Raw genomic sequence first — 15982 nt, forward strand, 5'->3', positions numbered from 1 at the left:
CAGGCCACCTCGCCGTTTTGGGGCCCGGACGACTTGATCAATACTATCCACGGATGATCACAAGGAGATGGTCGGCGGCGCTGCTCTGCGGCCTGTTCGCCGCCTTCATGGCAGGCACCCTCACCACGGGAGCCGTCGCCGACGAGACCACCCCGGACAGTCAGGAGGGCCCGCCGCCCCGGGTCGACCTGGTCCTGGACGTCAGCGGCTCGATGCGCGAACGGGACATGAGCGACGGGCAGTCCCGGATGGCCGCGGCCCAGCAGGCGTTCAACGAGGTCATCGACGCGGTGCCCGACGAGGTGTACCTCGGCATCAGGACGCTGGGGGCCACCTACCCGGGTGACGACGTGGAGGTCGGCTGCCAGGACAGCGAGCAGCTGTACCCGGTCGGGCCCGTGGACCGGACCGAGGCCAAGACGGCGGTGGCCACCCTGCGGCCCACCGGCTGGACCCCGATCGGCCTGGCGCTGCGCGGGGCCAACGAGGACCTCGGCGACGAGGAGGGCACCCGCCGGGTCGTGCTGATCACCGACGGGGAGGACTCCTGCGGCGACCCCGACCCCTGCGTCGTGGCACGCGAGCTCGCCGCCAGCGGCACCAACCTCGTCGTGGACACCCTCGGGCTCACCCTGGACGACGCGGTGCGCGAGCAGCTGAGCTGCATCGCCGAGGCCACCGGCGGCACCTACACCGCGGTCCAGGACGCCGGCCAGCTCGGCGACCGGCTCAACCAGCTGGTGCGGCGCGCGGACCTGCCGGTGGAGGAGCCCACCGACGTGGCCGGCGCGGAGGAGTGCCAGGACGCCCCGCAGCTCGGCGTCGGGGTCTACAACGACCGCGCCGTGTTCGGCGAGCACCGCTGGTACCGGGTGGCCGTGCAGCCGGGGCAGGAACTGCGCGCCTCGGTGAGCGTCGCCGCCGACCGGGAGGTCAACCCCGACTACGGGGTGCTGCTCCGGGCCGTGGACGAACGCGGCCGGGAACTCACCCGCGGCACCGGCGCCGGCTCCGGGCGCACGGACGTCGTCTCCACCGGGCTGCGCTACCCGGTGCCCCAGGAGGAAGACGAGGACGGAGACGGCGAGTCCACCGCGGACGGCGCAAGCGGGGACTCCGGCGACGGCGAGGGGAACGGCGAGGCCGGGGTGCGTTACGTCTGCCTCGACGTCGGCGACTCCTTCTCCGCCCCCGACGCGGTGCAGCGCGAGCCCGGCCTGCCGGTCGAGCTGACCGTGGACGTGGTCTCGGCACCCGGGGAACCGGGCGACGTGGCCGCCTTCGGCCTGGCCCGCGGCTGGGTGCCGCTGGTGCTGCTGACCGGCGCCGGGCTCGTCGCCGGACTGGCCTGGGGCCTGCTGGCCCGCCTGGGAACCGCCATAGGGAGGGCGTCATGACGGCACGCACGCGCACGAGGAGGCTGTCGCGCGCCGGGCTGCTGGCGGCCGCGGCACTGCTGGCCCTGGCCGGCCCCGCCAGGGCCGACGGCGAGGGCGGCGACGGGGAGGAAAGCCCGGCCGAGGCCGGCACCACCTTCCGCACCGCCACCGTCCTCGACCAGGGACAGCACGGCACGGCCACGGCCTCCACGGGCGACTACCTGTACTGGGTCTTCCCCGTCGCCGCGGGGCAGACCGCCACCGCCGAGGCCACGGTCACCCTGCCGGACTCCGCGACCCGCAGCGGCCCCTCCACCTGGCGGATCGACGTCTACGACGGGCTGCGCCGCCGCCAGGCGTGCGTCTCGGGCGCGCAGACGGCCGTGGCCGCCCAGGAGGACGCCGAGATCAGCCTCGACTGCACCCTCAGGACCGTGCGTTCCTGGGCCGAGCCCTGGTCGAACGACCCGCTGCCCGGCGCCTACTACCTGCGGCTGACCGTGACCGACCTGCCCGACCGCGACCTCGGCCTGCCGATCGGCGCCGAGGCCTGGACCACCGTCGAGGACGAGGGCGGCGCCGGGGATTTCGGCGGGGAACTGGCGGCGCCGCTGCTCCCGGTCGGCAGCGCGGGCAGCGTGGACGAGAACGCCGGCAGCGGGGACGGCGCCGGGGACGGCACCGAGGAGGACGGCGACCAGGCGCGGTACCTGGCGGCCGTGCCCGAGCCCGAGGGCGGCTGGTCGGGCGGCTGGTGGACGGACCGCTGGCTGTGGACCGCGGGCGGTGGCGTGCTCGGCGCCGTCGCGGCCGTCGGCGGCTACCTCCTGGTGCGCGGCCCGCGCCGGCCCTCCGCGGGCTGAGGGCCCTGGGCGGGCCGGGCCGGCCGGGCGGGCCGGGGGCGGCCGGCGGCCGGCCGGGGCCGGGCCGGGGTCAGGCCAGGCGCCTGATCTCGCCGCGCACCCGGTAGAAGCCGCCGGCCGCCGGGTGCACGGCGTCGACCACGTACCGGGCGCCGGCCTGGCGTATGTGCCGGGGGAACTGGACGTTCCACGAGGGGTCGAAGCCCGCGCTGGCCACCCGCACCCGCAGCCGCCCGCCGTCCTGCACGCACTCCACCACCACCCCGGAGTCCGGCACCGTGGCGACCGTCGCCACCGCGGCGGCGGTCGCCGGGGTGTAGGTGGGCAGCGCGGCGGCCGACTTGACGTCCCGTGCGATGGGCACCTGGCCGTCCTTGGCGTTCTCGATGGCCGCCTCGCTCGCGTCCACGCAGGCCAGCGAGCCGTCCGTGGTGACCAGGTAGAGCCGCCCGTCCAGATACTGCATCGACAGCGCCGAGCCGCTGCCGGTGCCCAGCTTCCACAGCCGCCGGCCGTCCTGGGCGAAGCAGTACACCGAGGAGGCCCCGTCCCCGGCGAACACGTACTGGCCGCCGGGCGCCGTCGCGCAGGAGTACACCGCCGCGTCGCAGGCGTACGTCGCCTCTATCCGGCCGGTCGCCTTGGACAGCCGCTGCACGACCCGCCGGTCGGTGCCCGCGTACACCGCGTCCGCCTCCTGCCAGCCGAACAGCACCGCCCCCGTGGTCGGCGTGTGCCACAGCTCGCCCCGTCCGTCCGGCGCGTAGGCCGTCACCCCGCGCCCGTGGCCGTGGAACACCGCCCGCTCGTCCCGGCGCACCATCCAGGCGTGGTCGCCGGCGCCGGACCGCGACCACTGGAACTCGTCCTCGTGGTCGATGACCGTCAGGCCGCCGCTGCGGTCCGAGACGTGCAGCACCCCCTCGTGGATGTCCAGCCAGAAGATGTCCACGTCGGCCGCTATCTCGTAGGCGGCGAACGGCAGCTTGCTCGACAGGTCGTAGACGGTGCCGTCGTCGCAGCCGGCGTAGATCCAGAAGTCGTCGGCGACCAGGCACTTGACCCCGTCGGGCAGCCGGTACCTGGCCAGCACCTCGCCGCCGTGCGAGACCGTGTACACCTCGCCCGCCTGATTCCCCACCCAGCAGCGGTCCTCGTCCACGTGGATGCCGAAGGCGGCGGTGCCGGTCCTGAAGCGCCAGATCACGGGGGCCAGCGCGCGGGCCGTCGAGGGCGCCGAGGTCACCTGGCGGCGCGTCACCGACCGGGCGGCGCGCTGCCCCTGGACCGCCGGGGCGTATCCCTTCCTGACCTTCTCGCCTATCTTCCTGGCCGCGGCGGCCGCGGCCTTCTCCGCGGTCGCGAACGCCTGCGTCTTGAGCTGGCCGGCCGAGCCGATCCGGCCGTAACGGACCGAGACCTCCGTGCCGTTCACCGTCACCTCGTAGAACTTGTGCGCGCCCCCGCCCTCTTCCGACAGCTCCAGATAGGTCCTGGTCCCGGCCACGAAAACTCCTCTCCCCTGGGCGTCCCACGGCCGCCGTGACCGTCGATCACCACCTGTCACCCACGTTAGGGGCCGCCACTGACAACGGTCCGGGGCCGCGGCGATAGCGTGGGCCCATGGAGCCCACCGACCGCAGTGAGATAGCCGAGATCCCAGGGCGCCGCGGGCCGGCCGCCACCGTCGAGATCCAGCCGCGCGCCGTCGGCGCCGTGCGAACCGAGTACTCCCCGCGGCCGGACGGCGACCCGGACCCCGGCGAGATCGTCTGGACCTGGGTGCCCTACGAGGAGAACGACGGCCGCGGCAAGGACCGCCCCGTGCTCGTCGTCGCCAGGGAGCCGCGGGCCGGGGGCGTCGAGACGCTGCTCGCCGTGCAGCTCTCCAGCCAGGACAGGAGCCGGGACCCGGAGTGGATGCCCCTGGGCTCGGGCCCCTGGGACCGCTCGGCCCGCGACTCGTGGGTCCACCTGGAGCGGGTCCTGCGGGTGCACCCCGAGGGCATGCGGCGCGAGGCCTGCGCCCTGGACCGGGCGCGGTTCAACCGGGTGGTGCACAGCCTCCAGCTGCGGCACGGCTGGCGCTGATGACCCGGCCGACCCGGGGCGCGCGTGGCCCCGCCGCCCGCCGCCAGGCACCGCCCGCACGCCGCCAGGCCCCGCCCCCGGGGCGGGTGGCGCGTTGAGCGGCTGGGCCGGTGAGCCGCTGGCCGGCTTCGACCTGGAGACCACGGGCACCGACGTCGAGCGCGACCGCGTCGTGTCCGGCGCCTGGGTGCTGCTCGGCCCCGGCGGGCGGCTCCTCGCCCGCCGCTCCTGGCTGCTCGACCCCGGCGTGCCGGTCCCCGAGGCCGCCACCGCGGTGCACGGTCTCGACACCGCGCACGTGCGCCGGCACGGCGGCGAGGCGAGGGCCGGCATCGAGGAGATGACGGCCCACCTCGCGGCCTCGCTGGCCGCGGGAACCCCGCTCGTGGTGATGAACGCCAAATACGACCTCACGCTGCTCGACCGCGAATGCCGCAGGCACGGCCTGGCCACGCTGACCGCGCGGCTGGGCGGGCCGCCCGCGCCGGTGGTGGACCCCCTGGTCCTCGACCGGCACGCCGACCACTACCGCAGGGGCAAGCGGAACCTGGGCGTGCTGTGCGCGCTCTACGGCGTGGCCCTCGACCGTCCGCACGAGGCGGGGGCGGACGCGGTCGCGGCGGCCGGGGTGGCCAGGCGAATGGGCGGGCGGCACCCGGCGCTCGGCGCGCTGACCGCGCCCGAGCTGCACGCGCTCCAGGTGCGGGCCGCCGCCGAGCAGGGCAGGGCCCGGCTGCGGCGGCACGCCGCCGCCGGTGCGCCCGGGGCACCCGGCCCCACGGCGCGGCAGCCCGTGGCGGACGCCCCCTGGACGCCCTCCGCGCCCGGCGCGACGGCCTGGCCCGTCATCCCGCCCCCGGCGCTGCCCGCGCCGGCGCCGCCGCCCGGGGAGGGCGGCGCGGCGCCCGCCGCGGTCGGGGACGCGCCGGGCCGGGGCACCCCCGCGGGGTGACCCGGACGGGGCGCGCGCCGCGTCCCCCTGCGGTGCTCCCGGGCGGCGGAGCGTCGCGGCTCGTGCCGCGCCGTGCGCGCGGTGCGGCAGCGCCCCCGGGGTGCCCTGCGGGACGCCGAAGCCGGTGCGCCCTCCCGATCACCGCACCCGGTCACCGCACCCGGTCACCGCGCCGGGTCACCGCACCCGATCACCGCACCCGGTCACCGCGCCGGGTCACGACGCGGCCTAGGGTGAGCGGCGGGCAACGACCCCCGACGAGACCCGTGGAAGGAGACGCGCCGTGACCGGAGTGGACGCGCTGGCGCCCATGCCCCTCGACTGGCGGCGAGCCCTGGCCGTGGTCGCCCACCCGGACGACCTGGAGTACGGCGCCGCCGCGGCGATCGCCGAATGGACCGATGCGGGGCGTGAGATCACCTACCTGCTGGTGACCAGGGGAGAGGCCGGCATCGACGGGCTGGCGCCCGCGGAGTGCGCCCGCGTGCGCACCGCGGAGCAGCTCGCGAGCGCGGCGGTGGTCGGGGTGCACGCGGTGGAGTTCCTCGAACACCGGGACGGCGTGATCGAGGAAGGCCCGGCGCTGCGCCGCGACCTGGCCGTGGCGATCAGGCGGCACCGGCCGGAGCTGCTGATCACCCTCAACCACCGCGAGACCTGGGGCGGCCGGACCTGGAACACCCCCGACCACCGGGCCGTGGGCCGCGCGGTGCTGGACGCGGCGGGCGACGCGGGCAACCGCTGGATCTTCGCCGGGCAGCCCGGGGAGGAGGGGCCGGCGCCCTGGGGCGGGGTGCGCTGGGTGGCGGTGGCGGGCTCGCCCGAGGCCACCCACGCCCAGGCCGTGAGCGAGGGCTCACTGGAACGCGCCGTCGCCTCGCTCGCCGAGCACCGGGCCTACCTCACCGCGCTCGGCGCTCCGGAGCCGGCCGCCTACGCGCGGGAGTTCCTCACCCGCGTGGCCGGGGACGCGGCCGCCCGATTCGGCGGGCGCCGCTGCGTCGCTTTCGAGCTCTTTCCGCGCTGAGCGGGCGCCGCGGGCCGTCGGCGAACCGGCCGCCCGCGGCTTTGCCGGTGGCCTCTGTCACAGGGCCCCGGCGTCCTACGAAAACCGGTAGGAGGGAAATGTGACAAAGGGCCGGGACTTTCGGCCCAGGCCCCTGGGGAATTCGGGCCGGGAAGGCGCCGACCTCCGGCCCCGAGGCGAAAAGCGCAGGCCGGCGAGGCGCGGGCGGGCGGCGGACGGGCCGCTGGGCCGGGGAGACGGGCGATTCGGGCCCGTTCTCCGGGGCCGTCAAGGGCCCCTCGGCCGCCTTTTCCGTACGGGATCGCCTAGTAACAGGGTCCTTGAAATCGGGCGAATCGGTCGTTATCAATGGGATTCGTCCGGTCGCGTTCGGCCGGAATTCTCCCGAATCTTCGAGGTAATCCCCCCATGCCGAACACCATGCCGAACAGCACGCAGCAGCCCCCGCAGGGCCCCGGCAGCCGCGCGCCGCGCGCCGTCAAGGGCTCGCGCCTCCGCTACCGCGCCGTCGCCCTCCTGACGGCGGGCGCGGCCGCCTCCGCGGCCCTCACCGGCGTCGCGGCGGCCTCCGACGGCGGCCACGAGCAGCCCGAGGCCTTCTCCTCGCGCACCGTGGCCACCCAGCTCGCCAAGGAGACGCACGGCCAGGCGGCCGCCCTGCGCGCCGCGGCCGAGGCCGCCGAGCAGGACAAGTCGCAGGCCAAGGACGCCAAGGACGCGCAGAGCGCCCGCGAGAAGGCGGCCAAGCACTGGGTCAGCCCGATATCGGACGACTACGAGCTGACGGCATCCTTCGGGAACAGCGGCGACCGCTGGGCCCACAAGCACAGCGGCCAGGACTTCGCCGTGCCCGTCGGCACCCCGGTGCACGCCGTCCACGGCGGCACGGTCGTCAAGGCGGGCCCGAACGGCGCGGGCGACGGCCCTGCCTACGGCAACGCGGTCGTCATCAAGCACGCCGACGGCACCTACACGCAGTACGCCCACCTGTCCCGCATCGACGTGACCGTGGGGCAGCAGGTCTCCACCGACCAGAGGATCGCCCGCTCCGGCAACACCGGGAACACCTCGGGCCCGCACCTCCACTTCGAGGTGAGGACCACGCCGAACTACGGCTCGGCCGTGAACCCGATGGCCTTCCTGCACGAGAAGGGCGTCGACGACTGATCCGGGGCCGAAGACCCCCACCCCGCGCCCGGCGCGCGACCGGCGGCCCGTCCGCCGGCGCCGCCGGGCGCACGCCTGCCGGGGGCCCTGCCGCGCCGGCGCCCGGCCCAGGGCCGCCGGCCCGCGCCTCGCTCAGAAGAGCGGGGCGGGCAGCACGCCCTCAAGCGCCAGCAGGCTCCGCTTCGTCTCCAGGCCGCCGCCGAAGCCGCCTATGCCGCCGTCGGCCGCCACCACCCGGTGGCAGGGCACGATCACGGGCAGCGGATTGGCGCCCATCGCGGCCCCGACCGCGCGGGCGGCGTCCGGCTCCCCGACCCGCTCGGCGAGCTCCCGGTACCCCACCACGCTGCCGAAGGGCACCGAGGCCGCAAGCTCACGCAGCACCCGCTCGGTGAAGCCCGAGACCAGCGACCAGTCGAGCGGCAGCGCGAAGCGCCTGAGCTCGCCCGCGAAGTACGCGTCCAGGTCGCGGACGGCGCGGGCGAGCAGGGCGTCCTCCGCCGAGCGCCGCGGCCGCAGCCCGAGCCCGGCCTCCAGCCGCACCAGGGCCCGGCGCGTGACCCGGGCGTCCGCGTGGAAGACGACGCTGACCAGTCCGGCCGCGGTGGCGGCCAGCAGCAGCGGCCCGATGGGCGTCGGCCTGACCGTCCAGGCGCAGGAGGTGTCACGGCTCATGCGCCCAACCTAAGGGGCACCACCGACAACGGCCCCGCGCCTCCTGCCCGGGCCGCCTCAGCCCGCGAGCGCGTCCCGGACGACGTCGGGCACGTCGCTGATGATCCCGTCCACGCCGAGGCCCGCCGCCGCCACGGCGGCCGGCCCGTCGTCGATCGTCCAGGCGTACACCTTCAGCGGGCGGCCCTGCGGCCCCGTGTGCGCCTGGATGCCGGCCACGTACGCGGCCGTGAGGTCCCGGTACCTCGGGTTGATCTCGTCGGCGAACTCGGCGTACTCCGCGACGTCGGCCGGGTCGGGGGCGCCGATGAACCCGGTCTCCACGCCGGGTGCCAGCGCGTGCACGGTGCGCACCGCCTCCGCGTCGAAGCTCTGGATCACCAGCCGCTCGCCCGGCTCGCCGCCGAGCCAGCCGAGCCGCTCCAGCTCCGCCAGCACCTCCGCCTCGATGCCGGGGTAGAGCTCGGGCGACTTCAGCTCGAGCAGCAGGCTCTGGCCGCGCGAGCGGAGCCCCGCCAGCCAGTCGCCGAGCGTGGGCACCCGCTCCCCGGCGAACTCCGCGCCGAACCAGCTCCCGGCGTCCAGGGTGGCGATCTCGGCCGCCGTGAAGTCGGAGACGTTCCACGGGGCGCGGCCCGGATAGCGCTCCTCCACGTCCGTGGTGCGCTCCAGCGTCGTGTCGTGCATGAGGATCAGCGCGCCGTCCGCGGTGCGCTGCACGTCCGTCTCGACCCAGGCGATGCCCAGGTCGGCCGCGGCCTCCGCGGCGGCCAGGGTGTTCTCCGGGGCGTGGCCCGAGGCGCCGCGGTGGCCCACGACCAGCGGCCCCGCCGCGTCCCGCGCCCGGGGCCCGGCCGCCCCGGCGCGCCCGGGGGAGGCCGCGGGCGGGGCGGCGAACTCGGCCGCGGCGCTGCCCAGTTCGGGCGAGGCGTCCCGGGCGGGCGCCGCCTGGCCGCCGAGGGAGGGGGCGGCGAAGGGGGCGATCGCGAGCGCCGCGAGACCGAGGACCCAGCCCGCCCGGCGGGCGGCGGAGCGCTTCGGCATGGGGGGACTCCAAGCTTCGTGGGGGCGCGGCGCACTGCACGGACGCCACGGGACACCGGAAATCTCTCCCGCGCCCGGAACGGGAGGGGAGGTGGGCGGTTACCGCGGGCTGAACTCTTGGCGCCCCCGGCCCGGCAGCCCGCCCGGCGCCGCCCGACCGTTCTCCCTGGTCACCCGCCGTCCATCCCGGCTTCCGCGGGGCGTCACCCGGGCCCCGGCCGCTCCCGCGACGGCCGCCGGGGCCCGTTGTCAGTGGCGGGTCGTACGGTGGGGGACATGCGGCCCGTTTCTGACATCGAACGCACGGTGGCGCCCTTCAAGGTCGTCAGCGAGTACCAGCCGAGCGGCGACCAGCCGGCGGCCATCGACGAACTCGCCAGGCGCGTCTCGGGAGGGGAGAAGGACGTCGTCCTGCTCGGCGCCACAGGCACCGGCAAGTCGGCGACCACGGCGTGGATGGTCGAGCGCCTGCAGCGCCCCACGCTGGTCATCGCGCCGAACAAGACGCTGGCCGCCCAGCTGGCGAACGAGTTTCGCGAGCTCCTCCCGGACAACGCGGTGGAGTACTTCGTCTCGTACTACGACTACTACCAGCCCGAGGCGTACGTCCCGCAGACGGACACCTACATCGAGAAGGACTCCTCGATCAACGAGGAGGTCGAGCGCCTGCGGCACAGCGCGACCAACGCGCTGCTCACCCGGCGCGACGTGATCGTGGTGGCCTCCGTCTCCTGCATCTACGGCCTGGGCACCCCGCAGGAGTACGTCGACCGGATGGTGCCGCTCAAGGTCGGCCAGGAGATCGACCGGGACGCGCTGCTGCGGCGCTTCGTGGACATCCAGTACACGCGCAACGACCTGGCGTTCACCCGCGGCACCTTCCGGGTGCGCGGCGACACCATCGAGATCTTCCCGGTGTACGAGGAGCTCGCCGTCCGCATCGAGATGTTCGGGGACGAGATCGAGGCGCTGTCCACGCTGCACCCGCTGACCGGCGAGGTGATCAGCCAGGACGACCACCTCTACGTGTTCCCCGCCTCCCACTACGTGGCGGGCCCCGAGCGCATGGAGCGGGCCATCTCCGGCATCGAGACCGAGCTGTCCGAGCGCCTGGCGACGCTGGAGCGGCAGGGGAAGCTGCTGGAGGCGCAGCGGCTGCGCATGCGCACCACCTACGACATCGAGATGCTGCGCCAGATCGGCACCTGCTCCGGCATCGAGAACTACTCGCTCCACGTGGACGGCCGCGAGACCGGCAGCCCGCCCTACACCCTCCTCGACTACTTCCCCGAGGACTTCCTGCTGGTCATCGACGAGTCGCACAACACGGTCCCGCAGATCGGCGCCATGTACGAGGGCGACGCCTCGCGCAAGCGGACCCTGGTCGACCACGGCTTCCGGCTGCCGTCCGCGATGGACAACCGGCCGCTGAAGTGGGAGGAGTTCCTGGAGCGCGTCGGGCAGACGGTGTACCTCTCCGCCACGCCGGGGCCGTACGAGCTCTCCCGGTCCGACGGCGTGGTCGAGCAGATCATCCGGCCGACCGGCCTGGTGGACCCGGAGGTGGTCGTCAAGCCCACGGAGGGCCAGATCGACGACCTGGTGCACGAGATCCGCACCCGCGCCGAGCGGGACGAGCGGGTGCTGGTCACGACGCTGACCAAGAAGATGGCCGAGGACCTCACGGACTACTTCGTGGAGCTGGGCATCCGCGTCCGGTACCTGCACAGCGACGTGGACACCCTGCGCCGCGTGGAGCTCCTGCGCGAGCTGCGGGCCGGCGAGTACGACGTCCTGGTCGGGATCAACCTGCTGCGTGAGGGCCTCGACCTGCCCGAGGTCTCGCTGGTCGCCATCCTCGACGCCGACAAGGAGGGCTTCCTGCGCTCGGGGACGGCCCTGATCCAGACCATCGGCCGGGCCGCGCGGAACGTCTCGGGCCAGGTCCACATGTACGCCGACCGGGTGACGCCGGCCATGGAGCGGGCCATCGAGGAGACGAACCGGCGCCGCGTCAAGCAGATCGCCTACAACCAGGCGCACGGCATCGACCCCCAGCCGCTGCGCAAGAAGATCAACGACATCGTGGCCTCCATCGCGCGCGAGGACGTGGACACCAGGGAGCTGCTCGACACCGGCTACCGCCAGCCGGCCCAGGCGGGGACCAGGAAGACGCCGGTGCCCGCGAAGCCGGCCAGGCGCGGCGAGGGGGAGCTCACCGACCGGCCGGCCGCGGAGCTGGCCGACACCATCGAGGAGCTGACCGCCCGCATGCGGGCCGCCGCGGCCGAGCTGCAGTTCGAGGTCGCGGCCAGGCTGCGGGACCAGGTGTCCGACCTGAAGAAGGAGCTGCGGCAGATGCGGGAGGTGGGCCTGAGCTGAGCCGCCCCCCGCGGGCACCCGGCCGGAGAGTCCTCCGCGGCCCGGTGGGTACTCGCCTCTCCCCAGCGTCACCCGGCCGGGCCGGCCGGGGCGACCGGACGCGCGAGGACGCTAAGGAGAGCAGACATGGGCATCGACCTGTCCAAGGGCCAGGCCATCAGCCTGGAGAAGAGGGGCGGGGGCGGCTTGTCGAGAATCCGCATGGGCCTGGGCTGGCAGGCCGCGAAGCGCGGCGGGTTCCTCGGCAAGGTGTTCGGCGGGGGCGGCGAGATCGACCTCGACGCCTCGGCCGTGCTCTTCGCCGACGCGGAGGCCCAGGACGTGGTCTACTTCCGCAAGCTCACGAGCAGCGACGGCTCCGTCACCCACTCCGGGGACAACCTGACGGGCGGCGGGGGCCGGGAGGACGACGAGGCGATCACCGTGGACCTGGAGCGGGTTCCCGACCGCATCGACCAGATCGTCTTCACGGTGAACTCCTTCACCGGTCAGCGCTTCACCGAGGTCGAGCAGGCGTTCTGCCGCCTCGTGGACGAGGCGACGGGCGAGGAGCTGGCCCGGTACACCCTCGCCGGCGGCGGCGCGCACACCGGGCAGATCATGGCCAAGGTGCGCCGGGAGGGCCCGGGCTGGCAGATGACCGCCATCGGCGCCCCCGCGGACGGCCGCACCTTCCAGGACCTGCTCCCGGCCATCAAGCAGCACGTGTGAGCGGGCCGCGCGCCGCGGGCGGCCGGGGGCGCGGGCCGGCCGCGCCCCCGGCCCGGCTCAGCGGGTCACCAGGAGGCTCGCCCGCTGCCGTTCGCCGCTGACCGTCACCTCCAGCGTCACGGTGCCGGGACGCAGTCCGGTGAGCTCGCCGGTGGCGGGGTCGAAGGCCGCCACGTCGCCGCGGCGGGCGTCCTCCGCGGGCCCGAGGTGCAGCCCGCGCGAGCCCGACCAGTCGGCGCTGACCGGGAAGGCGGCCGGCACCTCGCGCGCCCCGGCCCCGGTGCCCTGCGCCAGGGTGGCCCCGGCCGTCGCGGTCTCCCCGGCTCGCAGCGAGGCGGGCGCCTGGATGCTCAGGCCGTCCACGTGCGGCCTGGTCTGCACCGAGATCCAGTCGGGACCTCCCGCGGCGGGCGTCCGCCTGGCCTGGTTCTGCTCCGCCCGCGAGACGTGGTCCACGCCGACCAGGGCCCAGCCGGTGAAGCCGCCCTCGTCCGGCGCCGCGGCCGGCGCCTTGCCGGCGTCGCCGCCGATGAAGTACGGCACCCCGTCCAGGTGGTAGGAGTCGAAGACGCCGACATGGGCGCCGAAGAAGGCGATGCCCTTGCCGGTCTCCTCCCGGAAGGCGGCGAGCCAGTCCTCGAGCAGCGCGGCCTCCAGCCGGTCCGTCAGCTGGCTGGCGGGCTGTGCCGTGGTGTCGCGCGGCGGCACGTGCTCCATCACCACCACCGACCGCACCGAGGGGTCGGCGGCGGCCTCGTCGAGCTGCCTGCGCAGTTCCCGGATCTGCTCGTACCCGCCGCCGCGCAGGGTGAGCGAGGAGGTGTCGAGGGTGAGGAACCGCGTGCCCTCCCGGTCGAAGCTCAGCCGCGCGGGGCCGAACTCCTGCTCGAATTGATCGATGTTCCCGCCCATCACCTCGTGGTTGCCCGGGATGTAGTACCAGGGGAGGTCGTCGCCCAGTTCCTCCTCGATGACCTGCCGGGAGAAGGCCAGGTCCTCGGGGGAGCCCTCGTCCACCCAGTCGCCGTTGATCACGACGAAGTCGGGGTCGGCGGCCCTCGCCTCGCGCAGGGTGCGGCGCGCCGCCGCCACGATCGCGCTGTCGGGGTCCCGCGCCACGAACTGGGCGTCGGAGACCACCGCGAACCGCCAGTCGCGGCCTGCGGTGTCCGCCGCCGAGTCGATCAGCCAGTCGGCCCCGGGCCGCGAGTCGGGAAGCTCCACCTCGGGTGGGGTCTGCGCCCGCAGCTCGTCGAGGGCGATCTCGTCCGCGTAGGAGGCGTCCGGCCTGGTCTCGGCGAGGTAGAAGCGGTGCACGGAGACCGGGTAGGCAATGCCCTCGGGCACCTCGAAGGTCACCTGCCGCCAGCCCTCCCAGGTGACGTGGTCGCCGCGCAGCACCTGGTCGGTGCCCTCCGCGTCGATCAGGTGCAGGGAGGGCCAGGCGCCCCGGCCGTCGCCCCTGATCCACAGCGTGAAGCTCTGCGGCTGCCCGGCGACGGGGAGGTCGGCGGGCGGGTTGGCGTAGGCGGCGCGGGTGGCGGTGCTCCGGGTGAAGTCGTAGGACAGGCCGAGCGCGGTGCCCTCCTGGCCCTCGGGCTCCGCGGAGAGCGAGCCGGCGGCGCGGGCCTGGGTGAACGTCCACCGGTCCGCGTCCTCGAAGTCCGCGACCACGGTGTCCTCCAGGCCCACGGTGACGGCCAGCCGGGTGGTGGCCTCGCCGACCCGGGCGGTGATCACCCCGGAGGCCGCGCCGGCGCCGGAGACGGCCCGCACGGTGAAGCCGCCGGTGGCCGGGTCGGGTTCGACCGTGAACCGCGAGGCGTCGAAGTCCAGGGCGACGTCGGCCGGCTCGATCGGGGCCGAGTCCCCCGCCGCGTCGTAGCCGAGGATGCCGAAGTGGCCGGTGGCCGCGGCGTCGGCGAGGCCGACCCGCTGCGTGGTGGGCTCGACCCGGTCCAGCGCGCCGAGCACCGTCAGCTCCACGGAGCCGCTCGCCCGGTGCCTGGAGGCGGTCACCTCGGTGGTCCCGGAGCGGCGGGCGGTGAACACGCCCGTGCCGTCCACGGTTCCCACCCGGCCGTTCGCGCTGCGCCAGCGCTGCGGCGCCGCCCCGGCCGGGCCGTAGGTCTCGTCGTAGCCCACCGCGGTCAGCCGCCGGGTGAGGCCGGGGAAGACCCGCTCGGGGTGGCCGCCGGCCACGGGGCCCGCGGTCGGGGCCTGCTCCGGGTCCGCCACGGTGCCCACCCGGTAGCCGGCCACCTCCCCGCTGCCGACGGGCGCGGTGAACGCCAGGCCGTTGGCCACCTCGCGCTGCCACCCGTCGGAGGGGTCGTTGATCAGGCTCGGGGCCGCGTCGCCTGCCACGCGGGCCAGCAGGGTGCTGGAGCCGCCGCCGTCCAGGTTGAGCGCGCTGTAGGCGCCGAGGTCGGCCATCATGACGCCGAGTTCGGTGAGCGTGACCCCGCCGGAGTCCGCCTGGCGGCCCTCCACGGTCATCACGTACATCTCCTGCCCGTCGCGCGAGAAGCCCACGGCGGTGCGGGCGGCGGCCGCGTTGTTCGGCTTGCCCTCCCAGTCGACCGGCTCGCCGTTCTGCACCAGGATGCCGCGTCCCCCGACGGCGGTGCGCGGCAGCGGGCCGCCGTCGCCGGTGCGCGGCGCGTACTCCACCTCCACCGTCTCGCCCACGGTCAGGGCGGCCAGCGTCTCGGCCCCGGCCTCGCGGCCGAGGAGCACGGAGGAGCCGGGGGGTATCGGGCCGCCGGCCGGCTCGTGGCGGACGGAGCCGACCCGGCCCTCGTCCGAGACGATCACCTCGGTGACCTCCTCGGCGCCCGCCACCGGCAGGGCCAGGTCGCCCTCGCCCCAGCGGGCGGTGTACAGGCCGATGCCGCCGGCGGGCACGGCGGGGGAGTTGTAGGAGTTCAGCGGCACCTCGCCGGAGGGCAGGGTGAGGGTGCCGTCGAAGTAGAGGTCGAGGATGCGCCCCGCGTCGTCCGGGCCGAAGCCGACGGCCTGGGAGGCCCCCGCGGGGGCCTGGAGCAGCTCGCCGTCGGCGAGGCCGGCGCCCTCGGGGGCGTAGGTGGCGTTGATGTCGAAGAAGTCGCCGTTGATCGCGGCCACGGTGGTGCGGCCCTCGCCCGCGTCGTGCGCGGCGGCGAGTTCGCCGACCGTCTCGGCGTGGCTGACCTCCCCTGAGGAGAGGTAGTCGACCTGCAGGTCGCTGCCGAGGTCGATGCTGAGGGCCTGGGCGCTCAGCCACTTGTCGGATTCGAGCCGGCGAAAGGTGGTCAGCTCGGCGCCCGGTGCGATCGGCTGCTCGGTGCGCGACAGCTCCATGCCGTCGTGCCCGGTGACCGAGGCAGCGGCGGCCGTGGCGGCCCCGGCCGGTGCCGCGGCCGCGGGCGCCGGGGTGCCCAGCGGTCCCAGGCCGGCCGTCAGCGCGCAGGCGGCCCCCACCGCGAGCAGTGAACGCGCGCAAAGTCCCTTGCGCGCCGTGGTTCCTGACACAGCAACTCCCTGAAAGGCGTGCCCCGGCCGCGCGTTTCGCACGGCCGGGGGCACAGCGTTCCAAGGGGGATGCGGTCTACACCAGAGGGCGCCCGGGAATTCTCGGCAAACAACTCGTCCTTCCCCCGGCCGGTTTCACGGCGGCTCAGGGACCGCGGCGAAACCGGCCGGGGGAGAG

Annotated in this window: 12 protein-coding genes; 8 read left to right on the top strand and 4 right to left on the bottom strand. The window is 75.3% G+C overall.

Annotated features, from left to right (window positions below; translation table 11 throughout):
* Positions 1-53 precede the first annotated feature (53 nt).
* Positions 54-1397 (top strand): VWA domain-containing protein, encoded by a 1344-nt coding sequence (locus tag D7294_RS13260; RefSeq protein ID WP_120679083.1) that lies wholly within the window; start codon positions 54-56, stop codon positions 1395-1397.
* Entirely contained in the window at positions 1394-2242 is an 849-nt protein-coding gene (locus D7294_RS13265) for a hypothetical protein (protein ID WP_120679085.1), read from the top strand. Before D7294_RS13260 ends, D7294_RS13265 begins: the two co-directional genes overlap by 4 nt.
* A gap of 70 nt (positions 2243-2312) precedes the next feature.
* Here the strand turns inward: D7294_RS13265 and D7294_RS13270 are convergent, their stop codons facing one another.
* Positions 2313-3749, bottom strand: a complete 1437-nt coding sequence (locus D7294_RS13270) for a WGR domain-containing protein (RefSeq protein WP_120679087.1) — start codon at positions 3747-3749, stop codon at positions 2313-2315.
* A gap of 116 nt (positions 3750-3865) precedes the next feature.
* On the opposite strand from D7294_RS13270, the gene D7294_RS13275 reads away from it, so the two are divergent.
* The 4 genes from D7294_RS13275 (at position 3866) to D7294_RS13295 (ending at position 7479) form a co-directional block, all read left to right on the top strand.
* Entirely contained in the window at positions 3866-4333 is a 468-nt protein-coding gene (locus tag D7294_RS13275; protein ID WP_174248344.1) for a type II toxin-antitoxin system PemK/MazF family toxin, read from the top strand.
* 94 nt (positions 4334-4427) lie between these two features.
* Complete coding sequence (locus D7294_RS13280) at positions 4428-5285, top strand: exonuclease domain-containing protein (RefSeq protein WP_422070689.1); 858 nt, start codon at positions 4428-4430, stop codon at positions 5283-5285.
* Positions 5286-5595: 310 nt separating this feature from the next.
* Positions 5596-6312 (top strand): PIG-L deacetylase family protein, encoded by a 717-nt coding sequence (locus D7294_RS13290; RefSeq protein ID WP_120679358.1) that lies wholly within the window; start codon positions 5596-5598, stop codon positions 6310-6312.
* A 420-nt stretch (positions 6313-6732) separates the two neighbouring features.
* Positions 6733-7479 carry a M23 family metallopeptidase gene (locus D7294_RS13295; protein WP_120679360.1) on the top strand — a complete coding sequence of 249 codons (747 nt, stop codon included), beginning with the start codon at positions 6733-6735 and terminating at the stop codon, positions 7477-7479.
* A gap of 132 nt (positions 7480-7611) precedes the next feature.
* On the opposite strand, the gene D7294_RS13300 is transcribed toward D7294_RS13295, so the two are convergent.
* Both D7294_RS13300 and D7294_RS13305 read right to left on the bottom strand, forming a co-directional pair.
* Positions 7612-8154, bottom strand: coding sequence for a methylated-DNA--[protein]-cysteine S-methyltransferase (locus D7294_RS13300; RefSeq protein WP_120679091.1), 543 nt, complete (start codon positions 8152-8154; stop codon positions 7612-7614).
* A gap of 57 nt (positions 8155-8211) precedes the next feature.
* Positions 8212-9198, bottom strand: a complete 987-nt coding sequence (locus D7294_RS13305) for a glycerophosphodiester phosphodiesterase (RefSeq protein WP_120679093.1) — start codon at positions 9196-9198, stop codon at positions 8212-8214.
* Between the two features lie 276 nt (positions 9199-9474).
* Between D7294_RS13305 and uvrB the strand changes: the two genes are divergently transcribed.
* Complete coding sequence (gene uvrB / locus D7294_RS13310) at positions 9475-11580, top strand: excinuclease ABC subunit UvrB (RefSeq protein ID WP_120679095.1); 2106 nt, start codon at positions 9475-9477, stop codon at positions 11578-11580.
* A gap of 126 nt (positions 11581-11706) precedes the next feature.
* Positions 11707-12291, top strand: coding sequence for a TerD family protein (locus tag D7294_RS13315; RefSeq protein WP_120679098.1), 585 nt, complete (start codon positions 11707-11709; stop codon positions 12289-12291).
* A gap of 57 nt (positions 12292-12348) precedes the next feature.
* Here D7294_RS13315 and D7294_RS13320 read toward each other — a convergent pair whose 3' ends face one another.
* Positions 12349-15633 carry a phosphodiester glycosidase family protein gene (locus D7294_RS13320; protein ID WP_120679362.1) on the bottom strand — a complete coding sequence of 1095 codons (3285 nt, stop codon included), beginning with the start codon at positions 15631-15633 and terminating at the stop codon, positions 12349-12351.
* Positions 15634-15982: the final 349 nt, after the last annotated feature.

Origin of the sequence: Streptomyces hoynatensis, from assembly GCF_003626535.1 — a bacterium.
GTDB lineage: Bacteria > Actinomycetota > Actinomycetes > Streptomycetales > Streptomycetaceae > Streptomyces > Streptomyces hoynatensis.

Coding starts and splice junctions, on each gene's coding strand:
- D7294_RS13260 (WP_120679083.1), top strand. CDS start 54: ATGATCACAAGGAGATGGTCGGCGGCGCTGCTCTGCGGCCTGTTCGCC.
- D7294_RS13265 (WP_120679085.1), top strand. CDS start 1,394: ATGACGGCACGCACGCGCACGAGGAGGCTGTCGCGCGCCGGGCTGCTG.
- D7294_RS13275 (WP_174248344.1), top strand. CDS start 3,866: ATGGAGCCCACCGACCGCAGTGAGATAGCCGAGATCCCAGGGCGCCGC.
- D7294_RS13290 (WP_120679358.1), top strand. CDS start 5,596: ATGCCCCTCGACTGGCGGCGAGCCCTGGCCGTGGTCGCCCACCCGGAC.
- D7294_RS13295 (WP_120679360.1), top strand. CDS start 6,733: ATGCCGAACAGCACGCAGCAGCCCCCGCAGGGCCCCGGCAGCCGCGCG.
- D7294_RS13300 (WP_120679091.1), bottom strand. CDS start 8,154: ATGAGCCGTGACACCTCCTGCGCCTGGACGGTCAGGCCGACGCCCATC.
- D7294_RS13305 (WP_120679093.1), bottom strand. CDS start 9,198: ATGCCGAAGCGCTCCGCCGCCCGCCGGGCGGGCTGGGTCCTCGGTCTC.
- uvrB (WP_120679095.1), top strand. CDS start 9,475: ATGCGGCCCGTTTCTGACATCGAACGCACGGTGGCGCCCTTCAAGGTC.
- D7294_RS13315 (WP_120679098.1), top strand. CDS start 11,707: ATGGGCATCGACCTGTCCAAGGGCCAGGCCATCAGCCTGGAGAAGAGG.
- D7294_RS13320 (WP_120679362.1), bottom strand. CDS start 15,633: ATGGAGCTGTCGCGCACCGAGCAGCCGATCGCACCGGGCGCCGAGCTG.